Source organism: Pseudomonas frederiksbergensis, from assembly GCF_000802155.2.
GTDB classification, from domain to species: Bacteria; Pseudomonadota; Gammaproteobacteria; order Pseudomonadales; family Pseudomonadaceae; genus Aquipseudomonas; species Aquipseudomonas frederiksbergensis_A.
The window spans coordinates 32,495-46,653 of record NZ_JQGJ02000014.1 but is presented as its reverse complement, the minus strand read 5'-3'; the positions used below and the strand labels follow the sequence as shown (position 1 = coordinate 46,653).

The 14,159-nt window shown below is 60.8% G+C and carries 14 protein-coding genes, 1 tRNA gene and 1 pseudogene; 11 read left to right on the top strand and 5 right to left on the bottom strand.

The window, feature by feature from the left end:
• The first annotated feature begins 68 nt into the window (after window positions 1–68).
• The 7 genes and pseudogenes from uca to JZ00_RS21820 all read left to right on the top strand — a co-directional run bounded on the left by uca (window position 69) and on the right by JZ00_RS21820 (window position 8,668).
• Complete coding sequence (gene uca / locus JZ00_RS21850; protein WP_039593296.1) at window positions 69–3,641, top strand: urea carboxylase; 3,573 nt, start codon at window positions 69–71, stop codon at window positions 3,639–3,641.
• 22 nt (window positions 3,642–3,663) lie between these two features.
• Window positions 3,664–5,442 carry an allophanate hydrolase gene (atzF, locus tag JZ00_RS21845; protein ID WP_039593295.1) on the top strand — a complete coding sequence of 593 codons (1,779 nt, stop codon included), beginning with the start codon at window positions 3,664–3,666 and terminating at the stop codon, window positions 5,440–5,442.
• A gap of 252 nt (window positions 5,443–5,694) precedes the next feature.
• Window positions 5,695–6,312: pseudogene (locus JZ00_RS21840) on the top strand (GGDEF domain-containing protein); the annotation flags it as partial.
• Window positions 6,305–6,523: a cysteine-rich CWC family protein gene (locus JZ00_RS21835; protein ID WP_039593293.1), complete on the top strand. Its 219-nt coding sequence runs from the start codon at window positions 6,305–6,307 to the stop codon at window positions 6,521–6,523. The pseudogene JZ00_RS21840 and the gene JZ00_RS21835, both read left to right, overlap by 8 nt.
• Before the next feature lie 35 nt (window positions 6,524–6,558).
• Window positions 6,559–7,251, top strand: a complete 693-nt coding sequence (locus tag JZ00_RS21830) for a pseudouridine synthase (protein ID WP_039593292.1) — start codon at window positions 6,559–6,561, stop codon at window positions 7,249–7,251.
• A 309-nt stretch (window positions 7,252–7,560) separates the two neighbouring features.
• Complete coding sequence (locus JZ00_RS21825; RefSeq protein WP_039593291.1) at window positions 7,561–8,445, top strand: alpha/beta fold hydrolase; 885 nt, start codon at window positions 7,561–7,563, stop codon at window positions 8,443–8,445.
• Between the two features lie 149 nt (window positions 8,446–8,594).
• Window positions 8,595–8,668: transfer RNA gene (locus tag JZ00_RS21820), tRNA-Gly, on the top strand.
• Window positions 8,669–8,837: 169 nt separating this feature from the next.
• Here the strand turns inward: JZ00_RS21820 and JZ00_RS21815 are convergent.
• Both JZ00_RS21815 and JZ00_RS21810 read right to left on the bottom strand, forming a co-directional pair.
• Window positions 8,838–9,053 carry a hypothetical protein gene (locus tag JZ00_RS21815; protein WP_152668462.1) on the bottom strand — a complete coding sequence of 72 codons (216 nt, stop codon included), beginning with the start codon at window positions 9,051–9,053 and terminating at the stop codon, window positions 8,838–8,840.
• A 253-nt stretch (window positions 9,054–9,306) separates the two neighbouring features.
• On the bottom strand, window positions 9,307–9,783 hold the full coding sequence (locus tag JZ00_RS21810; RefSeq protein WP_039593289.1) for an Lrp/AsnC family transcriptional regulator: 477 nt from the start codon (window positions 9,781–9,783) through the stop codon (window positions 9,307–9,309).
• Between the two features lie 144 nt (window positions 9,784–9,927).
• Here JZ00_RS21810 and JZ00_RS21805 point away from each other — a divergent pair, with 144 nt between their 5' ends.
• The 3 genes from JZ00_RS21805 (at window position 9,928) to JZ00_RS21795 (ending at window position 11,528) form a co-directional block, all read left to right on the top strand.
• The gene (locus JZ00_RS21805; protein ID WP_039593288.1) at window positions 9,928–10,557 is read left to right on the top strand and encodes a LysE family translocator; all 630 of its coding nucleotides are present in this window, start codon (window positions 9,928–9,930) and stop codon (window positions 10,555–10,557) included.
• Window positions 10,558–10,901: 344 nt separating this feature from the next.
• Window positions 10,902–11,117, top strand: coding sequence for a type II toxin-antitoxin system HicA family toxin (locus tag JZ00_RS21800; protein WP_039593287.1), 216 nt, complete (start codon window positions 10,902–10,904; stop codon window positions 11,115–11,117).
• Complete coding sequence (locus JZ00_RS21795; RefSeq protein ID WP_039593286.1) at window positions 11,118–11,528, top strand: type II toxin-antitoxin system HicB family antitoxin; 411 nt, start codon at window positions 11,118–11,120, stop codon at window positions 11,526–11,528.
• 59 nt (window positions 11,529–11,587) lie between these two features.
• Here the strand turns inward: JZ00_RS21795 and JZ00_RS31255 are convergent, their stop codons facing one another.
• Window positions 11,588–11,734, bottom strand: a complete 147-nt coding sequence (locus JZ00_RS31255; RefSeq protein ID WP_196304752.1) for a hypothetical protein — start codon at window positions 11,732–11,734, stop codon at window positions 11,588–11,590.
• Window positions 11,735–11,912: 178 nt separating this feature from the next.
• Between JZ00_RS31255 and JZ00_RS21790 the strand changes: the two genes are divergently transcribed.
• Entirely contained in the window at window positions 11,913–12,317 is a 405-nt protein-coding gene (locus JZ00_RS21790; RefSeq protein ID WP_039593285.1) for a low affinity iron permease family protein, read from the top strand.
• 46 nt (window positions 12,318–12,363) lie between these two features.
• Here JZ00_RS21790 and JZ00_RS21785 read toward each other — a convergent pair whose 3' ends face one another.
• Both JZ00_RS21785 and JZ00_RS21780 read right to left on the bottom strand, forming a co-directional pair.
• Window positions 12,364–13,272, bottom strand: coding sequence for an SDR family oxidoreductase (locus JZ00_RS21785; RefSeq protein WP_039593284.1), 909 nt, complete (start codon window positions 13,270–13,272; stop codon window positions 12,364–12,366).
• A gap of 78 nt (window positions 13,273–13,350) precedes the next feature.
• The gene (locus JZ00_RS21780) at window positions 13,351–13,854 is read right to left on the bottom strand and encodes a DUF4142 domain-containing protein (RefSeq protein WP_039593283.1); all 504 of its coding nucleotides are present in this window, start codon (window positions 13,852–13,854) and stop codon (window positions 13,351–13,353) included.
• Window positions 13,855–14,159 lie beyond the last annotated feature (305 nt).

Genomic DNA, 14,159 nt, shown 5'->3' with positions numbered 1-14,159 from the left:
GCCATCGAAAACTGCGGGACGGCCCGCATCCCAGTTCAGGCGGCACGCATGCCTGAGGGGGCAATGCCATGTTCGAAAAAATCCTCATCGCCAACCGTGGCGCCATCGCTTGCCGCATCCTGCGGACCTTGCGCGAGTTGAAGGTCCAAGGCGTCGCGGTGTACGCCCAAGCCGACGAAGCCAGCCTGCACATCCTCCAGGCCGACGAAGCCCATTGCCTGGGCGAAGGCGCGGCAGCGGGCACTTACCTGGCGGTGGACAAGCTCCTGGCGATCGCCAAAAGCAGCGGTGCGACGGCAATTCATCCCGGCTACGGCTTCCTCTCGGAAAACGCCGCCTTCGCGCAAGCTTGCGAGGCGGCCGGGATCGCCTTCATCGGCCCGACGCCAGAGCAACTGCGCGTGTTCGGCCTCAAGCACACCGCACGCGCCTTGGCGCGGCAGCACGGCGTGCCAATGCTCCAAGGCACCGAACTGCTCGACAGCCTCGACGCTGCGTTGCAGGCAGGTTCGCAGGTCGGTTACCCGGTGATGCTGAAAAGCACGGCGGGCGGTGGAGGGATCGGCATGCGGGTGTGTCGCAGCGCCGCCGAATTGAGCGAATCCTTCGAAGCGGTCAAGCGCCTGGGGCAGAACAATTTCAGCGACGCCGGTGTGTTCATCGAAAAGTACATCGAACGGGCGCGGCACCTTGAGGTGCAAGTGTTCGGCGACGGCCAGGGCCAGGTGATCGCCCTGGGCGTGCGTGACTGCTCGGTGCAACGACGCAACCAGAAAGTCATCGAGGAAACCCCGGCGCCCAACCTGCCCGAAGGCATGGCCGAGGAGCTCTGCGCAGCAGCGATCAAACTGGCCCAGGCCGTGGACTACCGCAGCGCGGGCACCGTGGAGTTCGTCTACGACAGTGACGCCGGGCGCTTCTATTTCCTGGAAGTGAACACGCGCCTGCAAGTGGAACACGGCGTCACCGAGCAGGTATGGGGCGTGGACCTGGTGCGCTGGATGGTGCAACTGGCCGCCGGTGATCTGCCACCGCTGAGCGAACTGAGCCCGGGTTTGAAAGCCTGCGGCCACGCGATCCAGGCACGCCTGTATGCAGAGGACCCGGGCCGGGATTTCCAGCCGAGCCCGGGCCTGCTCACCGCCGTGGAATTCCCACAGGCCGACGGCAAAGGGCTGCGCGTCGACACGTGGGTGGAGGCTGGTTGCCAGATCCCGCCCTACTTCGACCCGATGATCGCCAAGATCATTCGCTGGGCACCGACCCGCGAGCAGGCGCGCCTGGGCCTGCACCAAGCGCTGGAAGACAGCTTGCTATACGGCGTCGAAACCAACCGCACCTACCTGCAGCAGATTCTTCTCGACGTGCCCTTCGCCAACGGCCAGCCCTGGACGCGTTGCCTGGAGACCCTGGCCTACCGCGCCAACACGTTCGAAGTGCTCAGCCCCGGCACCCAGACCAGCGTCCAGGACTACCCCGGCCGCCTCGGGTATTGGGCCGTGGGCGTACCGCCGTCAGGGCCGATGGACAGCCGCTCGCTTCGCTTGGGCAACCGCCTGCTGGGCAATGACGAAGGTGCGGCGGCGTTGGAAATCACCATGAGCGGACCGTTGCTGCGTTTCAACTGCAACGCCCGGGTGGCGGTGACCGGTGCGCAAATTGCCCTGGCCCTGGACGGCGAAGCGGTGCCGATGAATACCCCGTTCTCGATCACCGCCGGGGCAACGCTGGCCCTGGGCACCATCAGCGGCGCCGGGGCACGCAGCTATTTGTGCCTGCAGGGTGGCTTGCAAGTGCCGGACTACCTCGGCAGCAAAAGTACCTTCACCCTCGGCCAATTCGGCGGCCATGGCGGACGCGCGCTGTGCACCGGCGATGTGCTGCACCTGGCTGCGCTGGATGAGCGCGCCGCGTTCCCGACAGTGAACGAGCCGCCCCTGTCATTGCCAGCCGTGCGGCAGATCCGCGTGATCTACGGTCCGCATGGCGCGCCGGAATATTTCACCGAACGCTACATCCAGACGTTTTTCGAAACGTCATGGGAGGTGCATTTCAACTCCAGTCGAACCGGCGTGCGACTGATCGGGCCGAAACCCGAATGGGTACGTGCCGACGGCGGCGAAGCGGGCCTGCATCCCTCCAATATCCACGACAACCCGTATGCCATCGGCGCCGTGGATTTCACCGGCGACATGCCCGTCATCCTCGGCCCCGACGGCCCGAGCCTGGGCGGTTTTGTCTGCCCGGTGACGGTGATCGAGGCGGACCTCTGGCAGTTGGGGCAGCTCAAGGCTGGGGACAAGGTGAGGTTTGTGCCGGTGGATATCTCGACCGCGCGATCACTGGTAACCGACTCCCGCGCCACGGAGTGTGGGGATACACAAACGTTGTTGTCGCCGGTGGTACTGGATATCGGCCAGGACGATACCCGCCTGGTGGCAAGATTATCTGGCGACACTCATCTGCTGCTGGAAATCGGCGCCCCTGAACTCAACCTGGTGCTGCGCTTCCGCGCCCACGCCTTGATGCAGGCACTGGAACAAAAGCACCTGCACGGTGTGATCGACCTGACGCCGGGCATCCGCTCGCTGCAAATTCATTACCAGCCTGAGCAACTGTCGCTGGCCGATCTGCTGGTGATCGTCGCTGGCGAATGGGACGCCGTGTGCGCCGCGCAAGACCTGCAAGTGCCGTCGCGCATCGTCCATCTGCCGCTGTCCTGGGATGACCCGGCCTGCCAGCTGGCCATCGAAAAATACATGACCACGGTGCGCAAGGACGCTCCGTGGTGCCCCAGCAACCTGGAGTTCATCCGCCGCATCAACGACCTGCCCAACCTCGACGAAGTGCAACACACCGTGTTCGACGCCAGCTATCTGGTGATGGGCCTGGGCGACGTCTACCTCGGCGCACCGGTCGCTACCCCGCTGGACCCGCGCCATCGACTGGTTACCACCAAATACAACCCGGCCCGGACCTGGACTGCGGAAAATTCGGTGGGCATCGGTGGCGCCTATATGTGCGTATACGGCATGGAAGGCCCCGGCGGCTATCAGTTTGTCGGGCGCACGTTGCAGATGTGGAATCGTTATCGGGAGGTTGCCGCGTTTGATGGCAAACCCTGGCTGCTGCGGTTCTTCGATCAGATCCGCTTCTACCCGGTCAGTGCCGATGAACTGTTGCGTATCCGCCGGGATTTCCCGCTGGGCCGCTTCGACCTGCAGATCGAGCACAGCCAACTCAACCTTGCTGACTACCAACATTTCCTTGCCCGGGAAGCGGACAGCATCGGCGCGTTCCGCCAACAGCAACAACAGGCCTTCAATGCCGAGCGCGAGCGCTGGATTGCCAGCGGCCAGGCGCATTTCGACAGCGAGGAGCCGGCCCCCGTGCCGAGCGAAGAGGCATTGCTGGGCGAGGGCCAACTGAGCGTCGAGAGCCACATCGCCGGCAATCTCTGGCAAGTCCAGGTGCAAGTCGGTGCGCAGGTCGCCGCCGGTGACGTACTGGTGATTCTGGAGTCCATGAAAATGGAGATCCCGGTGCTTGCGCCAATGGCCGGCGTGGTACGCGAAGTACGCGTCCAACCCGGTTCGGCGGTGCGCGCCGGACAGCGTGTCGTGGTGCTGGAACGTGAATGAACTCAATCAAAGGATTAACGCGATGAAAATCTCTCTGCGCCTGGACAACCTGCGCGACGCCTACCGCAAAGGCGAAACGACACCGCGCCGGTTGCTGCTGGCCCTGCGGGAAAAGGCCGCCGCACTCGACCCGGACTATCACCTGTTCATCCATCTGCTGTCCCCCGAGGAACTGGAGCCCTATCTAACGGCATTGGAAAGCCGCGACCTGGAGAGCCTGCCGTTGTACGGCGTGCCGTTCGCCATCAAGGACAACATCGACCTGGCCGGCATTCCCACCACCGCCGCCTGCCCGGCGTTTGCCTACGTGCCGCAATGTTCGGCCACGGTGGTCGAGCAGTTGTTGGCACTGGGCGCCATTCCCTTGGGCAAGACCAACCTCGACCAATTCGCCACCGGGCTCAACGGCACCCGTACCCCTTACGGTGCCTGTCGCAACAGCGTGTTGGCGGACTATCCGGCCGGTGGTTCGAGTGCCGGCTCGCCGCTGGCGGTGGCCCTGGGCGTGGCAAGTTTTGCGCTGGGCACCGACACCGCAGGCTCAGGCCGGGTGCCTGCGGCGCTGAACAACCTGGTCGGCCTGAAGGCCACCAAAGGCTTGATCTCCACCGCAGGCGTGGTGCCGGCTTGCCGGACGCTGGATTGCGTGACCACATTCACTGCGACGGCGCGCGAAGCCAGCCAACTGTTGGCATTGACCGCGCGCCTCGACCCGCGCGACGAATACAGCCGCCGCAATCCGCAATGGAACGACAGCTCGGCGTTCGGCGCGCCCCGACGCTTTCGCTTCGGCGTGCCTCGTCGGCAAGACCTGGAATTTTTCGGTTGCGACGAAGGCCCACGGTTGTTCCGCGACACCATCGAGCGCCTCGAACGCCTGGGCGGCGAAGCCGTCGAGCTGGATTTGTCGCCCTTCCTCGAAGCCGCGCGCTTGCTCTACGAGGGGCCTTGGGTTGCCGAGCGCTACAGCGTCGCCGGGGAGTTGATCGAGCGCGACGCCAATGCGGTACTGCCGGTGATCCGCGCCGTATTGGCGAAAGCGTCTACCGTGACCGGCGTGGATACCTTTCGCGCCCAGTACCGTTTGCAAGCGCTCAAGGCCCAGTGCGACCGAATGATGGAAACACTCGATTGCGTGCTCACCCCGACCATTGGACGCCCGGTGACCCTCGCCGAAATCGCGGCCGAACCACTGCTGCGCAATGCGGAACTGGGTTACTACACCAACTTCATGAACCTGCTGGACTACGCCGCCGTCGCCGTGCCCAGCGCCTTCATGGCCAACGGTTTGCCTTGGGGCGTGACGCTGTTCGGCCGAGCCTTCACCGATCAGTACCTGCTGGGTGTGGCGGACGCCTTGCAGCGCCAACAACTGCCTGACTTACCGACACCCGCCCATCCGGCCCGCCATGATCGGGCACGGCTGGTGGTGTGCGGCGCGCACCTGGAGGGGTTGGCATTGAACTGGCAACTCAAGCAACGCGGCGCCCGGCTGATCGAGGCGACCCATAGCTCGCCGGATTACCGCCTCTATGCCTTGGCCGGCGGCCCACCACTGCGCCCCGGCATGCTGCGCGTTGGCGAGGGGGGCGTGGCGATCGAAGTTGAAGTCTGGGAACTGCCAAGCAGCGAATTGGGCTCGTTCCTGACCGGTATTCCCGCACCGCTTGGGTTGGGCAAGGTGCAACTGGCCGACGGGCGCTGGGAAAGCGGCTTCATCTGCGAGCCGTATGGCCTGGACGGCGCAGAAGACATCAGCCATTTAGGCGGGTGGCGGGCCTACCTGACGACCCGTCAGTGAACAGCAATCTGCGGCGAGGGGACAATCCCCCTCGCCTACAATCATGCAAACCTGCAAATCCGAATATCTTTTCCCGCAAGGCCACTAGACTTGATTCCATCGGGTCACTCCTGGGGAATCGCCATGTCGCTTCGTTCGCCGTTGCATGCCCAGCGCTCACCGGTGCTGATGCTCGCCATTTTGCTGGGTGCCGCCTTCCTGCTGACTTCGCTGTTGGCTTATTACGCCGCCAACACGTCGCTCAAGGACAACATTGTGAAGGCGTTGTACTTCAACTTGCTGATCGGCCTGCTCGTCACGGTGGCGGTGCTCGTCGTGCTTTATCGGCTGATCGCCAATTTCCAGCGCCGCATCGACGCCCAAGCCATCCTGGATGGCTTGACCGAACTGCCCAACCGCCGGGGCTTCGACCTCCTGGCGGTGCAAGCGCTGCATGAAGCCCAGCGCGAGCCCAAGCCTTTGAGCGCGTTGCTGCTGGAAGTGGACAATTTCAAACAACTGGATGCCAGCCACGGCCACGTCGCCAGCGACCAGTTATTGAGTGGTTTCGCTCGCGACCTGACCGACACCTTGCGGCATTCGGACATCGTGTGTCGCTGGGGCACTGACGCCTTCGCCCTGCTACTCAAGGACACCGACGGGCAGAACGGCCAGAAGATCGCTGAGAAAATTCGCGAGCACATCGCGTTGCAGCGCTATTTTTGCAGCGGAAAGCAATTGCAGGTCACCGTCAGCATCGGCCTGACCACCTTGCAGGACGAAGACACCTTGCATAGCCTGTTGTCCCGGGCCGATCATGCGCTGCGACGTGCCCGACAGACCGGCAGCAACCGAACCTGCGTGGAAATGCCTCACTCCAGTTATGAATAAACCCGATCATTGCCCGGCCTGCGGCGGCGCCAACGACTGCACCCTCGCCGATCCGGAGACCGCCGACCGCGCCTGCTGGTGCTACGGCGTCAGCATCGACCCGGCTGTGCTTTTGGCATTGCCGACCGAATTGCGCGATAAATCCTGCCTGTGCCCCCGATGTGCACAGGTCGATGACCAATTGCGCGCCAATGCGCAACCGATCGCGTAAGATTCCCCCCCCCCGCCTCCTGGCCTGAACTGCCCATGCGTGTCGACCGTTTCCTCAGTAACCTGCCGCGCTTCAATCGCCAGCAGGTCCGCCTGCTGCTGGTGGCGCGTCGGGTGCAGATCGATGGCCAGACCGTCACTGACCCACAAGCGCAGGTGCGGGAATTCAGCCGCGTCGAAGTGGACGGGGAAATCTTGCAAGCAGGCCGACCGGCGCGGTATTTCATGTTGCACAAGCCGCCCGGTTGCGTCAGCGCCACACGCGATCCGCAGCACCGAACCGTGCTCGACCTGCTGGACGAACCGGACAAGGACGACCTGCACATCGCCGGCCGCCTGGACTTCAATACCACCGGGCTGATGGTGATCACCAACGACGGCAGTTGGTCGCGACGCCTGACCCAGCCGCAGACCAAGCTGCCGAAGGTCTACTACGTCGAGACCGAGCAGACCATTACTGCCGAGTACGCGCTCACCTTTGCCCGGGGCCTGTATTTCGCTTTCGAGGACCTGACCACGCAGCCGGCGGAACTGACGCTGCTGGGCCCGAAGTCCGCGCGATTGAGTATCGTTGAAGGTCGGTATCACCAGGTCAAGCGCATGTTCGGTCACTTCAACAACAAGGTGCTGCGCCTGCATCGCGAACGCATGGGGCCGCTGGTGCTAGACTCCCATCTGGAGCCCGGTGGGTATCGCGCCTTGAGCGCTGAAGAAATCTGCCTGATTTGAAGGAAATGACCGCTGGGCAGAAGTGTCCGACAATTTTCAAAGAGCACTTGCGCAACGCTCGCCCCCCTGCTTGAATCAAACCGTCGGCCGAAATGTGACCGATGAGTCACCTCATACCTCTAAGAAACTTTTTGCCGGCTGGAACCCCCAGGTTCCGCGTCATCCCCCCGGCAAACTGCCCGCCATAACAATACCCGTCGACCACTGTCATGGATCGACATGGGCCTTATCTTCCAGGCGTATGCCTACCTGTCACATTGCCCGTGCAATCTCATTGCGCGCATACCCGCTTGCCAGGAGTCTTATGACATGAGGCCAGAAATCGCTGTGCTGGATATACAGGGTCAGTATCGGGTTTACACGGAGTTCTATCGCGCAGACGCCGCGCAAAAGACCATCATTTTGGTCAACGGCTCGATGGCCACTACCGCGTCGTTTGCCCAGACCGCCAAGAACCTCTACCCGCAATTCAACGTCGTGCTGTACGACCAGCCCTACGCGGGCAAGTCCAAGGCCCATAACCGCCACGAGAAAATGCTGACGAAGGAAATCGAAGGGCAGATTCTCCTGGAGCTGATCGACCACTTCGCCGCCGAACACGTGTTGTCCTTTTCATGGGGCGGTGCCGCCACGTTGACGGCATTGGCCCAACGCCCGCGGCGCATCGAAAAAGCCGTGATCAGCTCGTTCTCACCGGTACTCAACGCACCGATGCGCGACTATCTGGAGCGCGGTGTGGATTACCTGAGCAGCCTGGACGGCGACCTTGTCGGGCACCTGGTCAACAACACCATCGGCAAGCACCTGCCGCCGCTGTTCAAGCGCTTCAACTATCGCCACGTCAGCAGCCTGGCCGAGCATGAATACGGGCAGATGCACTTTCACATCAACGACGTGCTCCACAGCGACCAGCAGTGCTACATCAATGCCGCCAAGAAGGTCGACGTTCCGGTGCTGTTCCTGAACGGCGAATGGGACGAGTACACCTCAGCCACTGACGCCAGGCTCTTCGCCAATCACGTCCAGCACAGCACCTTCACCACGCTGCAAGCCACCGGGCACTTCCTGGACATGGAACACAAGGCCGCCTGCCGCGACAGCCGTGACGCGTTGCTGGGTTTCCTCAAGCCAAGTCACCACGCTAGCCGACCGCGTTACAGCTACGTGCAGGATTACCATGCAGTGGCGATCTGAAAAGAAGTCATCGCGGACAAGCCTCCGACAAACAGGCTTGCCCGCGAAGACCGCTCTGGTTTGAGGCTCGCGCAGACGGATGACCTGACCGACCGGAAAGAAAAACTTCAAATTCCAAGCGACATCTGGTACAAAGTCAGCCGCTCTGAGCGGGTGTCGTATAATGGCATTACTCCAGCTTCCCAAGCTGATAACGAGGGTTCGATTCCCTTCACCCGCTCCAATCGAATTCTGATCCTGCGTCGTAGTGGTTTCGACGGAGGATTGAAAAAACCGGCTCTTGGTGGCCGGTTTTTTTTGGTCTGGGATTTGTGGAGTTTCTGTCGCTGACGGTTACACCAAGTACCTGGAAATCGATGATGGCCAGGTTTTTATCGCAGTGACAAAGAGAATCAGACCTGCTTTGCGACAAAAGCGACCACGGTAAACACGATCAGGGCGAAGGCAGCACCGATGCTGAACGGCAGCAACGTAACCCGGATTGTAGTCGGAGCCGGGCGTCTCATCTCTTCGGCTAACGCTTCCACCTCTTGATGCCGTTGCTCGAAGCTCGCTTGATAATCACGAGGTATGGACACGTCTCTTTCTCCTCCGAGGCTGCGGCTCATGCTGGGTCTTGAACTTCGAGTTCCAAATTATCGCGGTCGTTCTGGAACATCCATCCTCCTTTTAAGGGTTAAGCCACTGCCCTGAGCTTCTTGTTCTGCGATGCCGGGAGAACCAGCCCACTTCAATCGCTCATTGCCAGCCATCTAGCGCGTCTGCGGAGCACTATTTCCTATAGGCGCGGTTATGGATAGCGGGTGATTCCCGTTTGGCTTGTAGGTAAAAACAGCACGTTGCGTACGATAGAAAACCGCCTCACTCCCCCGCCAGATGCCCCAACGGCAAGGGCCCCGGCGCCTTCACCGTGTTGATCGCAAAATTGCTGCGAATATCACTTACGCCCGGCAGCTTCAGCAGCTTGCTGGTGACAAAACGGTCATAGGCGCGCAAGTCCGGCACCACGACTTGCAGCAGAAAATCCGACTCACCCGACACCAGGAACGCCGAGATCACTTCGGGCAGCGCGGTCACGGCCTGACGAAACGCCTCGGCTCGCTCGTCGGTGTGCCGTTCGACCTTGATGCCGACAAAGATCGTCATTCCGAGGCCCACTTCGTCGCGGTCAAGGACGGCCTGGTAACCTCGGATCACCCCCGCCTCTTCGAGCATCCGCACACGGCGCAGGCACGGTGACGGTGACAAGCCTATTTCTTCGGCCAGTTGCACGTTGCTCAGCCGCCCGTCCCGTTGCAGTGCCGTCAGGATTTTGCGGTCGAAGGCGTCAAGTTTCATGATTTGGCATTATCCGTTTTATTGACTCGATTACTTGGCAGGTTATGCCAATTCCTGAAGCTTTAGAAGCTGACTACGCAAGCACCTGCCCTGCCCTCCGGCCATAAACTGGCACTTCCAATCCACTGAATGCGCAGGCATGCAATGACAGAGCTCTGGTTGTTTTTCATGGCGTTGACGGTGGCGTACCTGTTGCCTGGGCCGGACATGATCCTGGTGCTGCAAACCGGCGCCCGTCAGGGCAAAGGCGCGGCACTGGCGACAGCGGTGGGCTTGGGCGTTGCCCGGGCGTGTCACGTCGCGCTGGCAGCGATGGGACTTTCGGTGTTGTTCAAGACGGCGCCCTGGACCTTCGACGTGGTGCGCCTGGCCGGGGCGGCTTATCTGGCCTGGATCGGGTTTCAATGCTTGCGGACGACCTTGTTGCCCAGCTTCGAAGGAGACGCCGCTGCGATAGGGAAGCGGCAATGGCATCAGGCGATCCAGCGCGGTCTGCTGACCAATCTGCTCAATCCCAAGGCCTTGCTGTTTTGCTCAGTGTTGCTGCCGCAGTTCATCGATCCGCAGGACGGGCCGGTGTTGGGACAGTTTGCGATACTCGGCGTGGTGCTGGTCGGCGTCGGCCTGCTGTTCGACAGCGCCTATGCATTGGTGGGTATGGCACTTGGGCGATGGCTCCAACGCTCGCCTTCGGCCCAGCGCGCGCAACAGTGGTTGTTTGGGAGCCTGCTGATCGGTTTTGCGGTGCGGCTGACGTTTGTGCAGCAATCGTAGGCTGCGATAGCCGCTGAAGCGATTCATAGAGTCCGCAGCCCCCTTCAATAGCCGGTCCGTAGTGACCGTTTTTTTTCTCCCCTGGTTTCCTGAAACCGCTCCAATTTCAGACGTCGCCGGGCAGCCGAACGGGAGCAAGCTGCCTCGCCACGCAACTGTACGGGCGTCCCACCTCACATCTCGCAATAAAGCCAACCGCCCTCTCCCGCCCCTTCCATAACGGCGCTTCTAGACTGCAAGCGAGAGATCCACTCGCCCCAACCGTCGTGCCCACGGTGGTTATAGTGTTGATCATTCTCGCCCAGTAGGTATAGTACCCACCAATAACACCACAGGGAGGTGTTGTGAATAGCCGATTCTTGATAAGCCAAATTGTTGCAGATGGGTGGTACCTGGTGCGGATCCGGGGTAGCCACCATCACTTCAAACACCCGACCAAACCGGGGCTGGTTACGGTTCCTCATCCCAAGAAGGACCTGCTCAAGAAAACGGCCATCAGTATCTTGCAACAGGCCCTTCTCCAGGCGCCCGGTTGCCCCGCTTTTCCGGAGGACGATTGAATGCTCTACCCAATTGCGATTTCAATGGGCGATGACCAGCACGCTTGGGGTGTTGAGGTGCCGGATATTCCCGGTTGTTTTTCCGCAGGCGACGACCTGGATGAAGCCATGGCGATGGCACGGGAGGCGATCGAGGGTCATTTCGAGATCCTGGCTGAGGACGGTTCGCCGATTCCATCGGCCAACACCGTCACCCTGCATGCGGCCAATCCGCAATACGCCGGTTGCACATGGGCCTTGGTAGACATCGATATTACCAAGTACCTGGGCAAGGCCCAGAAGCTCAACATCACCCTGCCCGGCTACCTGCTGAACCGTATCGATGAATATGTGCTGCACCATCCTGAAGAGAAGAGCCGCTCCGGCTTCCTGGCGTCGGCGGCGCTCAAGGTGTTGCAACAAGGGCGATGAGCGTTCCATGAAGAAACGCGAACCTGTGGGAGCAAACTCACTCCTACAGGTTCGATCACTTACTTGCTCTGCGACTTGGACTCCTGCATCTGCACCGAAGACTTGGTGCCGTCAGTGTTGTCCTTGGTCTCGTTATCCGAATTGTCGAAGCAGCCTTGCAGGGCGAACAGGCAGCAGGCGAGGCAAAAGGTGCGGGCAATATTCATGACGTACTCCGATGCTGAGGGCTTTCAGGAGTGACCCGCGAGAATGACATTGGTTGCGACTGTCGTCGTGCGGGACGATGAACGTCGAGGAGACGCTTTACGGTTGAAATGTAAGTAGAATTTTCGCCGACGCGTTGCTGTCACACCAGACAGGTGCATCCCAAAAAGGAACACAGCAATGACGTTCGCCAAAATCGCTCAAAAACTATCCCTCTGGGCGGGGAGCCCCAAGACTTTCCTGGGGGCCATTGTGTTGTTGGCGCTCTGGGCAGCCAGCGGACCTTTATTTGGTTTCAATGACACCTGGCAATTGATCATCAACACTTCTACCACCATCATCACCTTCCTGATGGTGTTCTTGATCCAGAATACGCAGAACCGCGATACCGATATCCTGCATTTGAAAGTGGACGAATTGTTGCGGGCCTCAAAGGACGCTCAGAACGCAATGCTCGGCCTCGAGTCGCTGGACCTCAAGCAACTTGAAGCGCTGCGCAAGCAGTACCAGGACATGGGCAAGGACGAGGCCAAGAGCCTTGATGGCGTTGAGGCGAAGAACAAGATCGACCTGAACCAGTGCTGATGCCGATGCGCGAGCGGTGCATGCCACTCGCGCACTCTTTCGGTCATCAGGGCAACGGGTTGCCGCCCGTCACGCCGAATACTTCCCCAGTGATATAACTCGATTCCTGCGAAGCGAGCAGCACATAAAGCGGCGCGCATTCGGCGGGCTGTCCCGGACGTTTCATCGGCACCTGGGAACCGAACGTGGGAATTTTTTCCCTGGGTTGTCCGCCGCTGGGTTGCAGCACGGTCCAGATCGGCCCCGGCGCAACCGCATTGACACGAATCCCCTTGCTGATGACTTGCCCGGCCAACGCCTTGGTAAACGCCACGATCGCCGCTTTGGTGGTGGCGTAGTCCAGCAGCGTCGCGGACGGATCGTAGGACTGGATGGACGCGGTATTGATAATGGTCGCTCCCGCCGGCATCAGCGGAACCGCGGCCTTGCAGATCCAGAACATCGCGTAGATGTTGGTTTTCATGGTGTCGTCGAATTGCGCGGTGGTGATATCGGCGATGTCTTTTTGCGCTTCCTGCTTACCGGCGACATTCACCAGGATATCCAGGCCATCCAGTTGCTGCTGCGCCATCTTCACCATCTGGACGCAGAACGCCTCATCCTTCAAGTCACCTGGAATGGCGACGGCCTTGCGGCCCTCTGCCTTGATCAGCTCGATGACTTGCTGTGCATCGCGCTCCTCGCTCGGCAAATAATTGATCGCCACATCCGCGCCTTCCCGGGCGTAGGCGATGGCAGCGGCGCGACCGATCCCTGAGTCACCGCCGGTAATCAGCGCCTTGCGCCCCTCCAGGCGACCGAAACCCTGGTAGCTTTTTTCGCCATGATCGGGTTGCGGCACCATGTCCTGGTCAATGCCCGGCGGTGACTGTGGCTGGTCGGGAAATTCCGGACGCGGATACTGGGTCAGCGGATTCTGCATCGCGTATTGGTTGGGTTCTCGGCGTGTAGACATCGAGGTTCTCCTTTTCGGCGGGCAAAACGGGCCGGGACGCTGGCGCCCCGGTCCTGAACATGAAACGGGTGCGGTGGATCAGCGGCTGGCCTGCAACGCCCTGGCCATCTCGAGATGGGTTTGCAGCTTGGGCAGCGTTTCGTCAGCGAACGCCTTGATCTCCGGCACATTGGTGGTCTGGGCCTGTTGCTGGATCTGCTCGATGGCTTCCTCAGTGGCCTTGACCTGGCTGGCGGCATAGGCCGCTTCAAATGACTCACCCTCCGCCACCTGTGGCATCAGGGTCTTTGCCTTGTCCGCCACTTCTTCCCGTGGCGCGACAGGCAAATCAAGTTTCTTGGCGATTTTCGCCAGATGCTGGTTGGCGGTGGTGCGGTCGTTGATCACCATGATGGTGTAGTCCTTGACCTCCCGTGACTCCGCCTTCGAATGCGCCTCGCGGCTGGCTTCGATGTCGGCCATGCCTTTGGCGGACGCATCGTTGATGAACTCGACAGGTGACTGGGCCCACGCACTGTTGGCACCCAGGCCCATCAGCATGACAACACTGGTGGTGCGTAAAAAGGTGGCCATCCGGCTCATGGTCACGCCCTCCTCTGAAAGAAAATGCGATGGTTGTTCCACCGCGCAAATCAGAACCACCACGGATATTCAGCGAGATGTACGACCCGGCTTGCGGCCAATCTCGGCTTTCAGCGGACTTTTATCGACACTCGCGACGGTGGTTCTCCCACTTTTGCGACCCGCTTCGGACACCTTCGTTCGATCGTGGGCAATGTTTCCCGGATAAATGTTGCTCGAACCGCGCATGATCCAGCCCTCCGTATTGCAAGAATGATGGGCACGCGTACCCCGTATTTCATTTGAAATGGCCCGGGATTCAAGGT